The organism is Nocardia sp. NPDC057272 (assembly GCF_042668615.1).
Taxonomy (GTDB): Bacteria; Actinomycetota; Actinomycetes; order Mycobacteriales; family Mycobacteriaceae; genus Nocardia.
The window spans coordinates 75,771-93,878 of the sequence record NZ_JBHUYK010000012.1 but is presented as its reverse complement, the minus strand read 5'-3'; the positions used below and the strand labels follow the sequence as shown (position 1 = coordinate 93,878).

Here is an 18,108-nt window from a genome sequence, read left to right as displayed (position 1 = left end):
CTCAGGCGGTCGCGACGAAATCGGCGACGGCCTCGGTGAAGGCGTCGTTGTCGTCGCCCGCCGCGGTATGGGCCGCGGCGCTGATCTCGGCCAGGCGGGCGTGCGGTGTGAGCGCCAGGAATGCCGCGGCGCCCTCATCGCTGACCACGTCGGACTTGCCGCCGCGGATCAGCAGGACCGGGATGGTGAGCGCCTCGGCGGCCGCTTCCATCTCGACGATGCGGGCTTCCGGGTCGTCGTTGACGTCGCTGATCAGGTCGGGGTCCCAGTGCCAGTACCAGCGGCCGTCGCGCTGACGCAGGTTGCGCAGGAGACCGTCGGCGTTGTCGGGACGCGGGCGGTGCGGCAGGTAGGCGGCGACGGCGTCGGCCACCTGATCGAGGGTGTCGAAACCGTCGCGGTGCCTGCCGAGGAAGTCCATCACGCGCTCCACGCCCGCGGACTCCGAACGGGGCACGATGTCGACCAGGACGAGTGCGCGGATCGCGCTCCCACCCGGCGTCGCGGTGGCGAGCAGCCCGGTGATCCCGCCCATGCTGGCCCCGACCACCACCGCGCCCGCCTCCCGGGTCGCGCCGAGCTGTTCGAGCACGGTGTGCAGGTCGGCGACCATCACGGTCCTGGAGTAGTCCGCCTCCGGTGACCAATCGCTGTCACCGTGTCCCCGCGCGTCGACGGCGACAACCCGCATCCCCGCCGCGGCCAGCGCCCGTCCCGTCCGCTTCCACGAATGCCGGTTCTGTCCACCGCCGTGCAGCATCACGACCAGCGGGCCGTCCTGTGCGCCGAAGCTGTCCGCGACCAGGGTGAGCCCGTCGGCAGCGCGCAATCGCAGCGTTGCCGGCTCGAGGGGATCGGTGACACTCATAGGACGAATGTACGACGAGTCCCACCTGCCCACGCCATCGGGCAACGGATCGAGGTCGGGTCCGGAAAGCGCCGGGTCAGGAATTGGCCAGCTGTGATGCCCGTTGGAACGTCACGCCGAGGACAGCGCCGATGTCGCGGACCGGTACGCCGTCGGCAGCCAATCGTCGGGCGGTCGCCGTCGCGACCTTCATGGCGTGCGCTTCCTGGCGGGCTGCCTCCGCGCGTGCCTGCGAAACTTCTTCCGCAGCGGCTGTCACGTCCGTGCCGCCGACGTGGGCAGTGATCGCGAGTTCGACAGTTGAGGGGGCCACGTCGGCGACCGTGCAGATGTAGTCGGTCGCTTCCTTGGTGATGTCGGCGTAGCGACGTGCCTGGGTGAGACCTTCGATATTGCCGTTGACGCCGTCCAGCTGTGGGATTCGGATCATCCACCAGCGGTCGTCTCGGGACACGTCGATCTGGTAGGTGGTCATGCTTCCTCCGTGCATTGTTCCTTGCACTGCGCGATCGCCTTGTTGACGGTCCGCACCACTCCAGGCGACTGCGAGTTGTGCCCGGAAGCCACGGTCACGGTGACGACTCCATGTTTGCAGATCCACATGGTATGGCTGCCTTTGCCTGGGCGGCTGGTGAATCCGGCTGCAACGAGGCGCTTCAAGGTAGTGCGCGTAGGTTCCGGTGCGATCACCAGAATAGTCTAGGCGATTTTACGGAATCAAGTCTAATTGGCTAGACAATCCGGACAGCTGGCTCGCGACCGCCGATTTGTCGGAGGTCGGTAGCGTCTCGCGGTATGGCTGGACGGAATGTGGTCGATCCCGCGCAGGTGCGGGCGGCGGTGCTGGGTGTGGGGGAGTGGTTGCGGGATCCGGCGTTGCCGGTGCCGGGGCGGGGGGAGTTGGGGGCCGCGGTGAAGGGGACGGCGCGGGCACTGGCGGGGAGTGCGCCGGGGCATTCGGTGGAGGTGCGGGTGCCGCCGTTCGTGGCGGTGCAATGCATCGAGGGGCCCCGGCATACGCGGGGGAATCCGCCGAATGTGGTGGAGACGGATGCTCGGACCTGGTTGTTGCTGGCTACCGGGCTGCTCGGATTCGACGACGCGGTGCGGGCGGGGGTGGTGAGCGCGTCGGGGACCAGAGCCGGGGAGATCGCGGGGTGGCTGCCGATCGTGGCGCTGCCCGCGCGGGACGACCCGGCTGCCGAGTAGCGGCAACCGGGTCGCCGGGCTCACGCGGCCGCGGTGTGCTTGCGGTGCAGGCCCTTGTAGTCGTAGTAGCGGGTGATGATCGTGCCCAGAACGACGGCGATCGCGATGCCGAGCAGCGACATCCAGATGCCGCGGTCGAGACCGGCCGCGTAGCCGGCGTCGAAGTACAGGATCGAGCGGACGCCGAGGAACACCTGGTGCATCGGCTCGAATTCGGCGAGCCACGCGAGATAGGTCGGCGTCGCCTCGATCGGGACGGTACCGCCGGAGGACGGCAGACCGAGGATGACGAACAGGGTCAGGTTCACCAGCAGACCCGCGGTGCCGAGGGCGGCCAGAGTCATCAGTGCGGTCCAGCCGACCGCGACCATGGCGAGCGTCGAGAACAGGAACAGGGCGAGCGGATTGTCGACCGGCATGCCCACCACCTTCGCCACCAGCAGGAACACCAGCGAAACGATCACCGCGACCAGCGCCGAAACCCCCCACTTGATGAGCAGGGTGTGAAAGCGCGAGATCGGGGTCGGCGGATAGTGCACGGACCAGGGGCCGTATTCGGTGGGCATGAAGCCGAGCTGGGAATCGACCATCGTGTGGATCACCATCGCCCCGACCATGCCGGCCAGCAGCAGGAGCAGCGAGAAGAAGAACGCCGTCAGGCCGATCCCGGTGCCGCTCGGCAGTGGACGGAACTCCTGCGCGACCACATCGATCGGACTCTCGAGGGTGATCATGGCGGCGCCGGACACCTCCGGCGGCGGTGCGCCCGCCGGTGTCTCGGCCAGGGTCGCCCGTACCTGCTCGGTCAGTTGGAGCCCGACCTGCTTGTCGACCTCCGACAGCGCCCGGTCGCCGATGCGCTGCACGATCCCGACGCCGTAGGCGCCCATGCGTGGGTTGGACTGCAGGGTGATGATCGGCCGTTCCATCTCGCCGGGCACGATGCTGCCTGTACCGAGAATGCCCAGGCGTTTGCTGAAATCGCCGGGGATGATGATCGCGCCGTACACCTGTCCGGTGCGCAGCAACTGCTCGGCCTCCGATTTTCCGACGACGCGCAGGTCGATCTGATCCGCGGGCACGCCCGCGACGAGCGCATCCGCGACCTGCTTGCCGAAATCGACCTGCTTGCGCTGATCACCCGAGCCCATGACATCGCCGACGTCGGAATTGACGAGCGCGATCGGGAAGTCGTGCAGATTCTTCTCCGGGTCGGCGATATAGCCGAGGTACATGAAGCCGAGCAGTGCGGTGAGCACGGTCAGGACCGCGGTCGGCGCGAGCACGATTCGAGCCCAGTGGCGTCGATCCAGGACCGGTGTGGCCAACGTCGCTTCGCCGGGGGCCGCCTGCCCGGAATCATTCGGCTGCGCACCGGTGTTGTCACTACCCGACCCGGTTCCACCGGCTGCAACGTGTGCACTGTCGTCCGTCGTCACGATGCGCACCGTAACAGCTCTGTGTGGCCGATCGGCGGGTTCGTGACCAGTGGATTGCTGCCGGGATGCGAGCGCGCGTACTACCCGCTGCGGATGACCCGTAGACTGACGAGTGCCCCCAGCCCGCCCGAACAGGGAGCAAACGGTGACCGACGTCGATCCCACGATCGTCCCCACGCCCAATACCCCAGACGAGATCGAACACGACCCTCGCGAGGAGTGTGGCGTCTTCGGCGTCTGGGCTCCCGACGAAGACGTGGCGAAGCTCACCTACTACGGCCTGTACGCCCTGCAGCATCGCGGGCAGGAGGCGGCCGGAATCGCCGTTTCCGATGGCTCCCAGATCCTGGTCTTCAAGGATCTCGGCCTGGTCTCCCAGGTCTTCGACGAGCAGACGCTCGCGGCAATGCCAGGGCATATCGCCGTCGGACACTGTCGCTACTCCACCACCGGTGGTGTCACCTGGGAGAACGCGCAGCCGATCTTCCGCACCACCTCCGTCGGCTCCGGCCTGGCGCTGGGCCACAACGGCAACCTGGTGAACACCGCCGAATTGGCCGGTCGCGCACGCGAACTCGGCCTGATCGGCGCTGGTGTGATCGATGGCCGCCCGCAGATGACCGGCGCCACCTCCGACTCCGACATCGTCACCGCGCTGCTGGCGCACGCCTCGGCGGATTCCAGCATCGAGGCCGCCGCGATGGAGCTGCTGCCGCAGCTGCGCGGCGCGTTCTGCCTCACCTTCATGGACGAGCACACCCTCTACGCCGCGCGTGACCCGCACGGCGTGCGCCCGCTGGTGCTGGGCAGGCTCGACCGTGGCTGGGTCGTCGCGTCCGAGACCGCCGCGCTCGACATCGTCGGCGCCGCGTTCGTCCGCGAGATCGAGCCGGGTGAGCTGCTGGCCATCGACTCCGAGGGCGTGCGCTCCATGCGCTTCGCCAATCCCGAGCCCAAGGGTTGCGTCTTCGAGTACGTGTACCTGGCGCGCCCCGACACCACGATCGCCGGTCGCTCGGTGCACTCCACCCGCGTGGAGATCGGCCGCAAGCTGGCCAAGGAGCATCCGGTCGAGGCCGACCTCGTGATCCCGGTGCCCGAGTCGGGCACGCCCGCCGCGGTGGGTTACGCCCAGGGCTCCGGCATTCCGTACGGCCAGGGCCTGATGAAGAACGCCTATGTGGGCCGTACCTTCATCCAGCCCAGCCAGACGATCCGTCAGCTCGGCATCCGCCTCAAGCTCAACCCGCTGCGCGAAGTGATCCGGGGCAAGCGACTCATCGTCGTCGACGACTCCATCGTGCGCGGCAACACCCAGCGCGCGCTGATCCGCATGCTGCGTGAGGCCGGTGCGCTCGAGATCCACGTGCGCATCGCGTCGCCGCCGGTGAAGTGGCCGTGCTTCTACGGCATCGACTTCGCCTCGCGCGCGGAGCTGATCGCCAACGGCACCGGCGCCGACGACAGCTACGCCGACATGGTCGAGAACGTGCGCCGCTCCATCGGCGCCGACACTCTCGGCTACGTCTCCACCGAGGGCATGATCGCCGCCACCGAGCAGCCGCGCTCGCGCCTGTGCACCGCCTGCTTCACCGGCGACTACCCGATCGAACTGCCGCCGGAGGCCGCCATCGGCAAGAACGTGCTCGAGGGGATGCTCTCGGGCAAGGCCGAGTCGAAGCTGCTCGGCGAGAACGCCAACGTGGACGCGCTGAGCCGTCCATAACACGCGTCGTCGGTAAGACGCGTCGCACTACGCCGCACAAGAGGGGCCGGACAGGATAAACCTGATCGGCCCCTTTTGGGTTGTGTACGAGAGTAATTCCGGTAACCGGCAATTTCGTAAGATTAGTTCATAACATGGCGGCAATAATTCGGACCATTTGAAACTGGGCGGTAATGGTTCACCTGTACGGTCCCTCGATATATCGCTAGCTCACCATGTAGTCGTCGCCTCCGTGATCCGGGTGCGACGGTTGCGCGGCGTTCGAGAATGGGACCTGATGTTGAACAAGGCACGAAGTATGCGCGCGAAACAAATTGCCGCAGTGGGTATTACCGCCGCTGTCGCCGCCGCGCTGGCCGGTTGTGGCTCCGGCCGCACCGATGAGGCGGGCTCCGGTGCGGGCCTGGTCGTCGGTACCACCGACAAGATCTTCTCGCTCGATCCGGCCGCGGCGTACGACAACGGTTCGCTGCTGGTGGAGAACCAGATCTATTCGTATCTGCTGAACTTCGCACCGGGCGATACCACGCCCAAGCCCGACGCGGCGGAAAAGTGCGAATTCACCACTCCCACTGTGTACACCTGCAAGATCAAGTCCGGGCTGAAATTCGCCAGCGGTAACCCGCTGACCGCGAAGAGCGTGAAGTTCTCCTTCGACCGGATGGTGAAGATCAACGATCCGCACGGTCCCGCGTCGCTGCTCGGCAATCTCGAGAAGACCGATGTGGTCGACGATCTCACCGTCGCGTTCACGCTGAAGGTCGCCAACGATCAGACCTTCCCGACCATCCTGCCGACCCAGGCGGGCCCCATCGTCGACGAGGCGGTGTTCCCGGCCGACAAGGTCGCCACCGATGACGAGGTCGTCAAGGCCAAGGGCTACTCCGGCCCGTACACGATCTCGAGCTACGACAAGAACAAGCTCGTCGAGTATCAGGCCAACCCCGATTACCAGGGCATCCTCGGCACGCCGAAGACCACGACGGTGTCGACGAAGTACTACGCCACCTCCGACAACCTGAAGCTGGACCTGCAGAACGGCGCCATCGACGTCGGCTACCGCTCGTTCACCCCCACCGACATCGACTCCCTGCGGGCCGATTCCAAGGTCAAGGTCACCGACGGCCCCGGCGGCGAGCTGCGCTACGTGGTGTTCAACATGAACACCATGCCGGGCAACACCCCGGAGCAGAAGCTGGCCGTACGCAAGGCCTTCGCGTCCTCCGTCGACCGCGAGGCACTGGCCAACGGCGTCTACAAGGGCACCTATCAGCCCGCCTTCGGCTACGTGCCCGCGGGCATGGCAGGTGCGGCCGAGCCGCTCAAGGACCTCTACGGCGCCAAGCCGGACAAGGCCGCGGCCGCGAAGTTCCTCGCCGACGCGGGCGTCGCCACCCCGGTGACGCTGAACCTGCAGTACAACCCCGACCACTACGGCTCGAGCTCCTCGGAGGAGTACGCGGCGGTCAAGTCGCAGCTGGAGGCCTCGGGTCTGTTCAAGGTGAACCTGCAATCCACCGAGTGGGTGACCTACCAGAAGGAGCGCGCCTCCGACGGTTACCCGATGTACCAGTTCGGCTGGTTCCCGGACTTCCCGGACGCCGACAACTACCTGACGCCGTTCTTCGGCCCGAACAACTTCCTGCAGTCGCACTTCGAGAACCCCGGCATCAATGCCCAGCTCACCGCCGAGACCACCGAGGGCGACCCCACCAAGCGGGCAGAGTTGCTGAAGAAGATCCAGACCGATCTGGCGCAGAACTTCCTGCCGACCCTGCCGCTGCTCTCGGGTAAGCAGGTCGCGGTGTCGAAGCCGGGCGTCAACGGTGTCGATCAGACCCTCGACGGCTCCTTCAAGTTCCGGTTCACGGTTCTGAGCAAGTGAGTGACGTTGCTGCCGCGCCCGGATCACCGATCCGGGCGCGGCGTTTCGGGTGGATGCGCGGTGGGGGTTCCCGCCAGGTGGCTTTGCTGCGGTACCTGCTGGTTCGGCTGTTGCTGATTCTGCCGACCGCGTGGTTGCTGGTGACAGTGGTGTTCTTCCTGATGCGGGTAATCGGTGACCCGATCAGCGCGGCCATGGGTGGCCGGCTGACCCAGGACCAGATCGAGGACCGCAAGGAAGCCGCGGGGCTCAATCGCCCTATCCTGACGCAGTATTGGGAGTACATCACCGGCTTCCTGCACGGTGACTTCGGACGGACCCAGGACAACCAGGCGATCAGCGATGTGGTGATCACCTACGGTGCCGCCACCTTCGAACTCGTCTTCTGGGGTCTGCTCGTGGCGTTCGCGGTCGGTGTTCCGCTGGGCAGATACGCCGCGACACACCGGGATACGCCCTCGGACGCGTTCCTGCGGTTCTCCGCGGTGCTGGCCTACGCGGCACCGGTGTTCTTCGTGGGCATGCTGCTCAAGCTGATCTTCTCGGTGTGGCTGGGCTGGTTCCCGGTCGGCGGCCGGGCCAGCACCGACGTGGAGCTCGCGCTGCAACATGTCTCGCCGAAGACGAACATCCTGATCATCGACTCGATCCTCTACGGCGAACCGTCCTATGTGCTCGACGTGCTCGAACACGCGGTGCTGCCCGCGGTGGCCCTCGGGCTGCTCACCGGCGGCATCTTCCTGCGGCTGGTGCGGGTGAACCTGATCCAGACGCTGCGCAGCGATTTCGTCGAGGCGGCGCGGGCGCGTGGATTGTCCACGCGGGTGGTCACCGGCAGGCACGCGGTGCGCAACGCGCTGATCCCGATCATCACGGTGATGGGGATGTGCATCGCGATGATGCTCGGCGGTGCGGTACTCACCGAGACCACGTTCGAATGGAAGGGCCTTGGCTATCAGCTCGCCGAGTATCTGCGGGCGCGCGACTTCATCGCGGTACAGGGCATCGTGGCGTTCATCGCGCTGGTGGTCGCGGTGATGAGCTTCGTCGTCGACGCCATCGTCGCGCTGATCGACCCGAGGGTGAGGTTCTAGATGACTACCGCTGCGAAACGCCGGCGTCTGCCCGGCGCCGAACTGTTGTCGAAAACCTCGGGGCTGCAACGGGTCACCCTCATCACCGGCTTGGTGCTGGTCGGTGTGTTCGTGTTCGTGGCGGCGTTCGCGCCGTTGCTCGCGCCCTACGGGCTGGCCCAGAACTCCGCTGACGGTGTGGCTTTCGTGCCGCAGCAGGGTCCGTCGGCCGAGCACTGGTTCGGTACCTCGGTGCGCAGCGAGGACGTGCTCTCGCGGGTGCTGTTCGGCGCGCGCACCGCGCTGCTGGTGATCGCGATCTCGGTGACGCTGTCGCTGCTGATCGGCGTGCCGCTGGGGCTGCTGTCGGGGTTCGTGGGGCGCTGGGTGGACAAGACGCTGGTGCTGATCATGGACGCCATCTACGCGTTCCCGTCGCTGCTGCTGGCCATCGTGGTGTCGATCGTCGTCGCGGGCGGCACGTCGAGCAGTCTCGGCGGCATGCTGTCGGCGGCCATCGCGATCACGGTCGTCTATGTGCCGCAGTACTTCCGGGTGGTGCGCAACGCGACGGTCGCGGTGAAGACCGAGCCGTACGTGGACGCCGCCCGGGTGACCGGCGCGTCGACGACGCGAATCATGTTCCGCCACATCCTGTCCAACGTCACCGGCTCGCTGCCGGTGATCGTCACGATCAACGCCGCCGACGCCATCCTCACTCTCGCCGCGCTCGGCTTCCTCGGGTTCGGCATCGAACCCACCCAGGCCGCCGAATGGGGCTACGACCTGAACAAGGCGCTCAACGATGTCTCCAACGGCATCTGGTGGACCTCGATCTTCCCCGGCACCGCGATCGTGCTGGTGGTACTCGGGATGACGCTGGTCGGCGAGAGCCTCGACGAAACGCTGAACCCGCTGCTGCGCACCCGGCGTGCGGTCACTTCGGCAGACAAGGAAACAGTCGATGAGTGAAAAGACTGCCGCACTGGCTGTTTCGGGGTTGTCGGTCACCTTCTCGACCGACAGCGGGCCCGTGAACGCGGTACGCAATGTGTCCTACGAGGTGTTTCCCGGTGAGGTGCTCGCCATCGTCGGCGAGTCCGGGTCGGGCAAATCGGTGAGTTCGCGCACCGCCATCGGGCTGCTGCCGCATTCCGCGTCGGTGCGCGGGCTGGTGACCATCGGCGACCGGCCGGTCACCTCGATGACCGAACGTCAGCTCACCGCACTGCGCGGCGGCGAGGTGTCGATGGTGTTCCAGGAACCGGCGCGGGCACTCGACCCGCTGTTCACCGTCGGCTTCCAGATCTGTGAAGCGCTGCGCGCGCACAGCGGGATGGGCCGAAAAGCCGCCAAGGCCAAGGCGATCGATCTCTTGCGCCTGGTCGGGCTGCCCGATCCCGAGCATCGTGTCGACTACTACCCGCACCAGCTCTCCGGCGGGCAGAAGCAGCGCGTGATGATCGCGATCGCCATCTCGTGTGAGCCGAAGGTGATCATCGCCGACGAGCCGACCACCGCGCTCGATGTCACCGTGCAGGCCGAGATCCTGGAACTGCTGCGCGATCTGCGCGATCGGCTCGGCAGCGCGATCGTGCTGATCACCCACAACATGGGTGTGGTGGCCGACCTCGCCGATCGGGTGGTGGTGATGCGCGCGGGCGAGGTGGTCGAACAGGCGCCGGTGCACGAGCTGTTCGCCAGCCCGAAGGCCGAGTACACCAGGGCGCTGCTCGATGCCGTTCCACACCTCGGTGCGGCGACCATCGAGCGGCCGGCGATCGACCGGACCGTCGAGCCCGTGCTCGACGTGAAGGACCTGGTCGTCACGTTCCCCGGGCCGTTCGGCCGGCCCGCCTTCCGTGCCGTCGACGGCGTCAGCTTGCAGATCAGGCCGGGGGAGACCCTGGGGCTGGTCGGCGAGTCGGGGTCGGGCAAGTCGACCATCGGGCGCTGTGTGGCCGCGTTGCAACGGCCGAGCGAGGGGCACGTGCTGATTCGCGGGCAGGACATCGCGGATCTGTCCCAGCGCAAGCTGCGCCCGATCCGGCGGCGGTTCGGATTCGTGTTCCAGGACCCGGCGGGCTCGCTCAACCCGCGGTTGACCGTCGGCGAATGCGTCGCCGAGCCCCTGGTCGTGCACGGCATCGGTGACAAGGCGAGCATCCGCGCGCGGGTCAGGCACATGCTCGACGACGTGCAGCTGCCCGCGGGCACCGAGAACCGGTACCCGCACGAACTGTCCGGCGGGCAGCGTCAGCGGGCGAGTCTGGCGCGGGCGCTCGTGCTCGACCCCGATCTGCTCGTCGCCGACGAGCCGACCAGCGCGCTCGATGTGTCGGTGCAGGCGGCGGTGCTCGAACTGTTCGCCGAACTGCAGCGCGGGTGCGGCTGGGCGTGTCTGTTCATCAGCCACGACCTCGCCGTCGTCGACCAGCTCGCGGACCGGATCATGGTCCTGCGCGAGGGATCTTGCGTCGAGGAGGGCGACAACGAACAGATCCTGCGTAACCCGCAGCACGAGTACACGCGTCGCCTCGTCGCCGCCGTTCCAGTCCCCGACCCGGTCGAACAGCGGCGGCGTCGCGCCGAGATCGCCGCCACATTCGCCACCGAGCTGGAACAATGAGCTAGGAGCCGCACGACACCCGGACTGGCGGATCACTTAGAGTTACTAGGCATCTATCCGCCGATTCGGTTTGGAGCTTTCCCCCACAATGACTGAACAGACACCCAGCGGTGCAGGCGCTTCCTACGCTGCGGCGGGCGTGAGCATCGAAGCCGGTGACCGCGCCGTCGAATTGTTCGGACCATTGGCCAGGAAGGCCAGCCGACCCGAGGTGCAGGGCGGTATCGGTGGCTTCGCCGGCCTGTTCGCGCTCAAGGGCGGATACCGGGAGCCGCTGCTGGCCGCCTCCACCGACGGTGTCGGCACCAAGATCGCCGTCGCCCAGGCCCTCGACAAGCACGACACCGTCGGGCTCGACCTGGTCGCCATGGTCGTCGACGACCTGGTGGTGTGTGGCGCCGAGCCGCTGTTCCTGCAGGACTACATCGCCATCGGCAAGGTCATCCCGGAGAAGGTCGCCGAGCTGGTCTCCGGCATCGCCGAGGGCTGCATCAAGGCCGGTTGCGCACTGCTCGGCGGCGAGACCGCCGAGCACCCGGGTCTGATGGATCCCGATGACTACGACCTGTCCGCCACCGGCGTCGGCGTCGTCGAGGCCGACGCGGTCCTCGGCCCCGACCGGGTGCGTCCGGGCGACGTCGTCATCGCGATGGGCTCCTCGGGCCTGCACTCCAACGGCTACAGCCTGGCGCGCAAGGTGCTGCTCGACATCGACCGGATGTCGCTCACCGGTTACGTCGAGGAGTTCGGCCGCACCCTCGGTGAGGAACTGCTCGAGCCGACCCGCATCTACGCCAAGGACTGCCTGGCGCTGATCGCCGAGACCGATGTGCGCACCTTCTCGCACGTCACCGGTGGCGGCCTGGCCGCCAACCTGGCGCGCGTGTTGCCCGCCGGCCTGGTGGCCGAGCTGGATCGTGGCACCTGGAACCCGGCGCCGGTGTTCAAGATGATCGCTCAGCGCGGCCGCGTCGAGCGGATCGAGATGGAGAAGACGTTCAACATGGGCGTCGGCATGGTCGCGATCGTGGCGCCCGAGGACGCTGACCGTGCGCTGGCGGTGCTCACGGCCCGCCACATCGACTGCTGGACGCTGGGTCAGGTCAAGAAGGCCGCCGACGTCGAAGCGCCGCGTGCGGTGCTGCTGGGCGATCACCCCAGGTTCTGATCTCCGCTCCGTACTGAGCCGGGTCGCGATGGTCGCGACCCGGCTCACGTGCGTCCAGGGTTTGTTCCGGCCACTGAGTGGCTAACCCATACCCGGAGGGTTTTACCCGTCGGCTCGGGGTGGTCGGGGCCTCGAGGCGGCGAACACGACGAGCGTCCTGTGTATGGCACAGGACGCTCGTCGCGTATTCAGGTATTCGCCGTAACTGCTACTGCGAGCCTGTCGTCACTCACCGGAGAACGGCTGGAAGGGGGAGGCCTGTCGGCCTCCCCCTTCGTCGCTGTCAGGTCAGCGGCGCCAGCTGTCGTAGCCGTCGTCCTCGTCGTTCCAACGAGACGGCGACTCGTCCGCATCATGCTCATCGGACAGCACTGCACTACTCCTGGGTTGGGAGTAGGGCGGAGCATCGCTATCCGACAGCTCGCGCTGAAGGCTCGCGAAGTCGGTCGGCGCGGAGCTGTACTTGAGCTCACGTGCGACTTTGGTCTGCTTTGCCTTAGCCCGGCCACGGCCCATGGCTGACCCCCTCGCGTCACTGCGGGGCGGCCTGGGGTTTGTTGGCGGCCCCGTTCGAATTAATACTCTTCCTGACAGACACTTTAGCGTGTGTCAGAGCGTCGCGCTCCCAGGAGTGGGTGAAGACCTGTCGAAGCGCCCCGGTTTGCCCCTTCTTCGCCCAGACCGCCCGGTCTCAGATGACTCCCGGAATCGCGCGGATCACACCGACTCTGGCGTCGCCGCCGAACACCGCGGTGGCGGCGAGCTGAGTGTGCTGATCGGTCCACTCGACGCCGAGTTCGCGCAGAATCGCCAGCGTCAGAGGCATCCGGGCCCGATCGTGACCGTCTTCGATCTTGTACGCGAAGGCCCTTCCGTCGGGTAGCGCACCCGCGTGCACGCCGTCGGCGCCGATCTTGCAGAACAGTCCCGGGGTCGCCGACATGGCCAGCAGATCCGGGCCGCTCGTGCCGGAAATCACTCGTGGATTCGCTCGAACGGCATCGGCGATCCGGCGCGGCGCGGTACCGGACTCGGCCGTGGTGAAGCCGGCGAAGGCGCGCGCGAGGTTGATCAGCGAGACAGGCACGATCGGCAGGCCGCAGCCGTCGATGCCCAGATCGGTCTCCGGTTCGCCGGTGACGTCGGCGACGGTGGCCAGGACCGCTTGCTGCAACGGGTGCTCGATCTCGAGGTATCCGGTGCGCGGCCAATCGTTGATCGCGCAGGTCGCCAACATCGCGGCGTGTTTGCCGGAACAGTTCATGTACAGCGGGCTCGGGCCTGCGCCGGTGATCGCGGCGGCGCGGGCCTTCTCCTCGAAGGGCAGGTCGGGTGGGCAGGCGAGGTCGCCGGCGGTGAAGCCGAAGCGGTCGAGCAGGCGGCGGACGAGGGCGATGTGGTCGGGTTCACCGAAGTGGGAGGCGGTGGCGATGGCGAGTTCGTCGTCGTCGACGGGGTCGAAACCGTTGCGCAGCAGGGCCAGTGCCTGCATCGGCTTGTTGGTGGAGCGCGGGAAGATCGGGCCGTGGATCTCGCCGAGTTCGAGGGTGGGGGTGCCGAAGGCGTCGAGGATCACGACCGAACCGCGGTGCACGCACTCACGGAAGCCGGATCGCACGACTTCGACCAGTTCGACACTCATGCTGTCTCCCTTGGGCATGCTCGGGCGCCCTGCGTGGTTACGCGAGCCGCCTCCGGGAGCTGACCGCTCATGCGCGGACCTCCACGGTGCGGGTTCGGGTGTGGCGGTCGATCTGCATGCGGACATCGGCGGAGATGGTCGGTTCCTCGGCGCGCAGGCGCTCGAGGCGGGCGGGGTCGGCGCCGGTGAACAGGTCGCGGACGGTGATGCCGTGTTCGGGGACATGGACTACGCGGACTTCGTCGCCCGCGCCGACGGTGCCCTCGGTCAGAACCCGGAAGTAGGCGCCGGTGTCGGATCGCAGGGCGAAGCGTTTGACCCACCGCTGCTCGCCCGACCACTGCTGGAAGGTCGCGCAGGGCACCCGGGGCGCGCTGACCTCGAGCAGGGTGTCGCCGATCGCCCAGTGCGCGCCGAGCACCGCATCGCTGACCGGGAGGCCGGTCAGGCGCAGGTTCTCGCCGAACCAGCCCGCGGGCAGTTCGCGGTCGAGTTCGTCCGCCCAGCGGCGGGCGTCTTCGTCGGCATAGGCGTACACAGCCTGGTCGATGCCGCCGTGGTGGGCGGTGTCGCAGACGTGGTCACCGTGCAGGCCGAGGGCGGCCACGGCTACCCGACCGTCGACAGGACGCTTGTCGATGGCCGTGCGACCGACACGGGTGCGCACCTCGATCTCGGTGTGGACGACGCACACGGCCTCGACGCGGCCGGTATCGCCGACGCGCATGACCGGACGGTTCATCGCCCGCGCAACCGGTTGACGGCGGCGCGCCCCGCCTGCTCGGTGTCGTCGGCGGGGACCGAGTCGGGGTCGATGGCCGCGGCCATGCTGCCGACCACCAGTTCGGTGCCCGCGGGGACCGAACGCTTGATCAGAGCCAGGGCGATCGGGCCGAGTTCGTAGTGGTCGACGACGGTGCCGAGGCGGCCGACGGTGCGGCCGCCCGCGGTCACGTCGTCACCGGTCGCCGGGCGCTCGTCGGCCGAGCCGTCGAGGTGCAGCAGCACCAGATTGCGCGGGGGCTTGCCGAGGTTGTGGACCCTGGCCACGGTTTCCTGGCCGCGGTAGCACCCCTTGTTGAGGTGGACGGCCCCGTGCTCGTCGATGCCGCCGATCCAGCGGGCCTCGTGCGGGATGGTGCGTTCGTCGGTGTCGACGCCGATGCGCGGCCTCAGCGATGCCACGCGCAGCGCCTCGTAGGCCCACATGCCCGCCGGTGCGGCACCGGCCTGGGTGAGCTTGCTCCACCAGGCCGACAGCTCGGCCCTGGGCACGATCAGATCGAAAGAGTCCGGCATCCGCCGCAGGAATCCACCACCGGGCAGCGCGGCCGCTTCGTAGATCTCTGGCAGTCGCGCGATCCCGAGAGCGTCGAGCAGCGTGTCCGCTCGCGGGCCGAGCAGGCTCAGCACGGCGTGATCCGGCGCGTCCTGCGGCTTGGCGTCGGCCCAGAAAACCATCTTCTGGAGGAACGCCAGCAGCTCGGCGCCGCGGTCGGCCTCGGTATCGAGCCACAGGGTGCCGTCGAGGTCGGTGAGAACGAAGTGATTGAGGACCCGGCCGTTGAGATCGAGGTCGAGAGTCTCGGCGCTGTGCGCGTCGGGCAGCGCGGCGATGTGCTGACTGGTGATGGTGTGCAGCCAGCTCAGGCGCTCGGCGCCGGTGATCGTGGCGACGCTGCGATGGGAGCGATCCACGACCGCGACCCGCTCCGCGGCGGCCTTCTGCTCACCGAACGGATCACCGTAATGCCAGGCGACCGCGGCGTCCGGGGTATCGGGTGCACCCGCGACGGCACCCGGAGTATGGAGAACAGGACTGGGGGAGACGACCTGTGACACGACACCCACTGTAGGCGCGTCTGCCGACACGTGCCGCACGTGGTCGTCTTCGCGGCGCGCGTCGCGAGTTCGATTCGGAGCAGCCATAGGCATAACAGAGCGATAACGCCTACGCTCGGCGCATGGGAGAACGGGTTCTTGTGACACTCGACGGGACGGTCGCTGACGCGAACGTGCCGTCGCTTTATGCCGACGACATCGGCGCACTTCGCGGCGATGGCGTATTCGAAACGATTTTGGTGCGCGGCGGCACGGCCACCGCGCTGGAATTCCACCTGGCGCGGCTGCGTCGCTCGGCGCAGGCACTGGAACTGCCGGAGCCGGGCCTGTCGAGGTGGCGCGCCGCGGTGGAACTGGCCGTGAAGGAATGGGGCTCGGAAGAGGAAGGAATGTTGCGGCTGATCTACACGCGCGGCCGCGACTCGGAATTCGACGCGCCGCGCTCGGAACTGGCACCGGAGGATCCGCAACCCACCGCGTATGTGCTCGTCTCCCCGGTACCCGCGCGGGTCGCGACGGCGCGTGCCGAGGGCGTGAAGGTGATGTCGCTGGCGCGCGGCATCTCGGTCGACCTCGCGCAGGCGGCGCCGTGGCAGCTGCTCGGCGCGAAGACGCTGTCGTACGCGACCAACATGGCCGCGCTGCGGTTCGCGCGGCGGATGGGCGCCGAGGACGTGATCTTCCACAGCACCGAACACAAGGTCCTGGAGGGCCCGCGCTCGACGGTGGTGATCGCTCGCGGCAAGCAGCTGATCACCGTGCCCGCCAAGAGCGGCGTACTGCCCGGCGTCACGCAGCGTGCGCTGTTCAATGTGGCGGAGAAGTCCGGCTGGGAGTGCAAGTACCAGACGCTGTTCACCGCGGACCTTTTCGACTGTGACAGCATCTGGCTGCTGTCGAGCATCACCCTCGCCGCGCGGGTGAACCAGCTCGACGGCATTCGCTTGTCGGCGCCCGACAACGCTCAGGAGATCATCGACATGGTCGACCTCGGGATCGACCGGCCGGGGACCATCGGAGACTGGTGATCCGTGTGTGGGGCACGGGTGGGCGTGCCCCTGCGGGAAGGGTTTCCGCGTGCCGTGGCGGTTGTCACGCTCGAACGGGGTGATTCCGGGCGTACGATCTACTACAAGTTGTCGTAGTAGATCGGTGGAGGTCGGATGGACACCCTTGATGTCTCCCGGTGGCAGTTCGGGATCACGACCGTCTACCACTTTCTGTTCGTTCCGCTGACCATCGGGCTCGCGCCGCTGATCGCGATGATGCAGACCGCCTGGGTGATCACCGGCAACGAACGCTGGTACCGGCTGACCAAATTCTTCGGCAAGCTGTTCCTGATCAACTTCGCTCTCGGCGTCGCGACGGGCATCGTGCAGGAATTCCAGTTCGGGATGAACTGGAGCGAGTACTCCCGCTTCATCGGCGACGTCTTCGGTGCGCCACTGGCTCTGGAAGCGCTGATCGCCTTCTTCATGGAGTCGACGTTCATCGGGTTGTGGATCTTCGGGTGGACCCGGCTGCCCAAGCTGGTGCATTTGGCGACCATCTGGATCGTCGCCATCGGGGTGAACGCTTCGGCGTATTTCATCGTCGCCGCCAATTCGTTCATGCAGCATCCGGTGGGCGCCCGGTACAACCCGGAAACCGGACGCGCTGAGCTGGAGAGCATTGCGGCGCTGCTGACCAACAACACGACATTGGCCGCGTTCCCGCATGTGGTCGCGGGCGCGTTTCTCACCGCGGGCACCTTCGTGGCGGGTATCGCGGGCTGGTGGATGGTGCGCAACGCGCGCAGCGGCGATTCGGTGAAACGCGAAGAGGCGCGGACGATGTGGCGGCCGGTAGGGCGATTCGCCCTGGTGGTTGTGGCGCTCTCCGGCGGCGCCTTGATCTTCACCGGCGATATTCAGGGCAAGCTGATGTTCGAACAGCAGCCGATGAAAATGGCTTCGGCGGAATCGCTGTGCCACACGGCGACCGACCCCGACTTCTCCGTTCTCACCGTGGGCACGCACAACAATTGCGACGGTGTGATCCACGTGCTCGAGGTGCCCTATGTGCTGCCCTACCTCGCCAAGGGCGAATTCAGCGGCGTAACGCTCGACGGTGTGGTGGATCTGCAGAAGACCTACAACGTCGCGTACGGGCCAGGGGACTACCGGCCCAACCTGTTCGTCACCTACTGGTCCTTCCGCGCCATGATCGGGCTGGCAGGCGGGTCGGTGCTGCTGCTGTTGGCCGGGTTCTGGGTGACGCGCGGTGGCCGGGTGCCGGATCAGCGATGGTTCTCCTGGCTGAGCCTGCTCGCGATCCCCACACCGTTCCTGGCCAACAGCGCGGGCTGGGTGTTCACCGAGATGGGGCGCCAGCCGTGGGCGGTGGTGCCCAATCCGACCGGCGATCCGAATATTCGAATGACGGTGCAGCAGGCGGTCTCCGAACACTCGGCCGGGACCGTGATGTTCTCGCTGGCGGTGTTCACGCTGCTCTACGGGGCGCTCGCGGTGGTGTGGTTCTACCTGATGCGGCGGTATGTCGTGGCCGGGCCGGACACCGAGGCGCACGCCGAGAGTTCGGACAGCACGGACACTCCCCAACTTTCCTTCGCGTACTAGGAGCCGACG

Annotated in this window: 17 protein-coding genes; 9 read left to right on the top strand and 8 right to left on the bottom strand. The window is 67.2% G+C overall.

Going from position 1 to position 18,108, the window contains the following annotated elements; translation table 11 throughout:
• Window position 1 precedes the first annotated feature (1 nt).
• From ACFULV_RS18190 to ACFULV_RS18180, 3 genes are all read right to left on the bottom strand, one after another.
• Window positions 2–868, bottom strand: coding sequence for an alpha/beta fold hydrolase (locus ACFULV_RS18190; protein ID WP_378631770.1), 867 nt, complete (start codon window positions 866–868; stop codon window positions 2–4).
• A 76-nt stretch (window positions 869–944) separates the two neighbouring features.
• Window positions 945–1,343, bottom strand: coding sequence for a HicB family toxin-antitoxin system (locus ACFULV_RS18185; RefSeq protein ID WP_101464595.1), 399 nt, complete (start codon window positions 1,341–1,343; stop codon window positions 945–947).
• On the bottom strand, window positions 1,340–1,558 hold the full coding sequence (locus ACFULV_RS18180; RefSeq protein WP_101464594.1) for a type II toxin-antitoxin system HicA family toxin: 219 nt from the start codon (window positions 1,556–1,558) through the stop codon (window positions 1,340–1,342). The genes ACFULV_RS18185 and ACFULV_RS18180 overlap by 4 nt, the downstream gene beginning before the upstream one ends.
• A 105-nt stretch (window positions 1,559–1,663) precedes the next feature.
• On the opposite strand from ACFULV_RS18180, the gene ACFULV_RS18175 reads away from it, so the two are divergent.
• Complete coding sequence (locus ACFULV_RS18175; RefSeq protein ID WP_378658043.1) at window positions 1,664–2,077, top strand: sterol carrier family protein; 414 nt, start codon at window positions 1,664–1,666, stop codon at window positions 2,075–2,077.
• 20 nt (window positions 2,078–2,097) lie between these two features.
• On the opposite strand, the gene ACFULV_RS18170 is transcribed toward ACFULV_RS18175, so the two are convergent.
• Window positions 2,098–3,366, bottom strand: a complete 1,269-nt coding sequence (locus ACFULV_RS18170) for a YhgE/Pip domain-containing protein (RefSeq protein ID WP_378658205.1) — start codon at window positions 3,364–3,366, stop codon at window positions 2,098–2,100.
• A gap of 295 nt (window positions 3,367–3,661) precedes the next feature.
• Between ACFULV_RS18170 and purF the strand changes: the two genes are divergently transcribed.
• The 6 genes from purF (at window position 3,662) to purM (ending at window position 11,997) form a co-directional block, all read left to right on the top strand.
• Window positions 3,662–5,242 carry an amidophosphoribosyltransferase gene (gene purF / locus ACFULV_RS18165; RefSeq protein WP_378631779.1) on the top strand — a complete coding sequence of 527 codons (1,581 nt, stop codon included), beginning with the start codon at window positions 3,662–3,664 and terminating at the stop codon, window positions 5,240–5,242.
• A 298-nt stretch (window positions 5,243–5,540) separates the two neighbouring features.
• A complete protein-coding gene (locus ACFULV_RS18160; RefSeq protein WP_378631781.1) occupies window positions 5,541–7,127 on the top strand; it encodes an ABC transporter substrate-binding protein in 1,587 nt (528 codons plus the stop codon).
• A gap of 53 nt (window positions 7,128–7,180) precedes the next feature.
• A complete protein-coding gene (locus tag ACFULV_RS18155; RefSeq protein ID WP_378658202.1) occupies window positions 7,181–8,221 on the top strand; it encodes an ABC transporter permease in 1,041 nt (346 codons plus the stop codon).
• Complete coding sequence (locus tag ACFULV_RS18150) at window positions 8,222–9,172, top strand: ABC transporter permease (protein WP_378631784.1); 951 nt, start codon at window positions 8,222–8,224, stop codon at window positions 9,170–9,172.
• Complete coding sequence (locus ACFULV_RS18145; RefSeq protein WP_378658041.1) at window positions 9,165–10,829, top strand: ABC transporter ATP-binding protein; 1,665 nt, start codon at window positions 9,165–9,167, stop codon at window positions 10,827–10,829. Before ACFULV_RS18150 ends, ACFULV_RS18145 begins: the two co-directional genes overlap by 8 nt.
• Window positions 10,830–10,917: 88 nt before the next feature.
• Window positions 10,918–11,997, top strand: coding sequence for a phosphoribosylformylglycinamidine cyclo-ligase (gene purM / locus ACFULV_RS18140; RefSeq protein ID WP_101464588.1), 1,080 nt, complete (start codon window positions 10,918–10,920; stop codon window positions 11,995–11,997).
• Between the two features lie 288 nt (window positions 11,998–12,285).
• Here purM and ACFULV_RS18135 read toward each other — a convergent pair whose 3' ends face one another.
• From ACFULV_RS18135 to ACFULV_RS18120, 4 genes are all read right to left on the bottom strand, one after another.
• Window positions 12,286–12,513: a DUF3073 domain-containing protein gene (locus ACFULV_RS18135; RefSeq protein ID WP_301904780.1), complete on the bottom strand. Its 228-nt coding sequence runs from the start codon at window positions 12,511–12,513 to the stop codon at window positions 12,286–12,288.
• Between the two features lie 175 nt (window positions 12,514–12,688).
• Window positions 12,689–13,639, bottom strand: coding sequence for an asparaginase (locus ACFULV_RS18130; RefSeq protein WP_378658038.1), 951 nt, complete (start codon window positions 13,637–13,639; stop codon window positions 12,689–12,691).
• Between the two features lie 67 nt (window positions 13,640–13,706).
• Window positions 13,707–14,366 (bottom strand): MOSC domain-containing protein, encoded by a 660-nt coding sequence (locus ACFULV_RS18125; RefSeq protein WP_378658036.1) that lies wholly within the window; start codon window positions 14,364–14,366, stop codon window positions 13,707–13,709.
• 11 nt (window positions 14,367–14,377) lie between these two features.
• Entirely contained in the window at window positions 14,378–15,481 is a 1,104-nt protein-coding gene (locus ACFULV_RS18120; RefSeq protein ID WP_378658033.1) for a YgfZ/GcvT domain-containing protein, read from the bottom strand.
• A gap of 122 nt (window positions 15,482–15,603) precedes the next feature.
• On the opposite strand from ACFULV_RS18120, the gene ACFULV_RS18115 reads away from it, so the two are divergent.
• Together ACFULV_RS18115 and ACFULV_RS18110 are read left to right on the top strand one after the other, a co-directional pair.
• On the top strand, window positions 15,604–16,509 hold the full coding sequence (locus ACFULV_RS18115; RefSeq protein ID WP_378658030.1) for an aminodeoxychorismate lyase: 906 nt from the start codon (window positions 15,604–15,606) through the stop codon (window positions 16,507–16,509).
• 135 nt (window positions 16,510–16,644) lie between these two features.
• Window positions 16,645–18,099 (top strand): cytochrome ubiquinol oxidase subunit I, encoded by a 1,455-nt coding sequence (locus ACFULV_RS18110; RefSeq protein ID WP_378658028.1) that lies wholly within the window; start codon window positions 16,645–16,647, stop codon window positions 18,097–18,099.
• The last annotated feature ends 9 nt before the right edge of the window (window positions 18,100–18,108 follow it).

What these genes read in the sequence shown, in the direction of transcription:
- ACFULV_RS18190 (WP_378631770.1), bottom strand. Translation starts at nt 868, where the DNA reads ATGAGTGTCACCGATCCCCTCGAGCCGGCAACGCTGCGATTGCGCGCT.
- ACFULV_RS18185 (WP_101464595.1), bottom strand. Translation starts at nt 1,343, where the DNA reads ATGACCACCTACCAGATCGACGTGTCCCGAGACGACCGCTGGTGGATG.
- ACFULV_RS18175 (WP_378658043.1), top strand. Translation starts at nt 1,664, where the DNA reads ATGGCTGGACGGAATGTGGTCGATCCCGCGCAGGTGCGGGCGGCGGTG.
- ACFULV_RS18160 (WP_378631781.1), top strand. Translation starts at nt 5,541, where the DNA reads ATGCGCGCGAAACAAATTGCCGCAGTGGGTATTACCGCCGCTGTCGCC.
- ACFULV_RS18155 (WP_378658202.1), top strand. Translation starts at nt 7,181, where the DNA reads ATGCGCGGTGGGGGTTCCCGCCAGGTGGCTTTGCTGCGGTACCTGCTG.
- ACFULV_RS18150 (WP_378631784.1), top strand. Translation starts at nt 8,222, where the DNA reads ATGACTACCGCTGCGAAACGCCGGCGTCTGCCCGGCGCCGAACTGTTG.
- ACFULV_RS18145 (WP_378658041.1), top strand. Translation starts at nt 9,165, where the DNA reads ATGAGTGAAAAGACTGCCGCACTGGCTGTTTCGGGGTTGTCGGTCACC.
- purM (WP_101464588.1), top strand. Translation starts at nt 10,918, where the DNA reads ATGACTGAACAGACACCCAGCGGTGCAGGCGCTTCCTACGCTGCGGCG.
- ACFULV_RS18135 (WP_301904780.1), bottom strand. Translation starts at nt 12,513, where the DNA reads ATGGGCCGTGGCCGGGCTAAGGCAAAGCAGACCAAAGTCGCACGTGAG.
- ACFULV_RS18130 (WP_378658038.1), bottom strand. Translation starts at nt 13,639, where the DNA reads ATGAGTGTCGAACTGGTCGAAGTCGTGCGATCCGGCTTCCGTGAGTGC.
- ACFULV_RS18125 (WP_378658036.1), bottom strand. Translation starts at nt 14,366, where the DNA reads ATGCGCGTCGGCGATACCGGCCGCGTCGAGGCCGTGTGCGTCGTCCAC.
- ACFULV_RS18115 (WP_378658030.1), top strand. Translation starts at nt 15,604, where the DNA reads ATGGGAGAACGGGTTCTTGTGACACTCGACGGGACGGTCGCTGACGCG.
- ACFULV_RS18110 (WP_378658028.1), top strand. Translation starts at nt 16,645, where the DNA reads ATGGACACCCTTGATGTCTCCCGGTGGCAGTTCGGGATCACGACCGTC.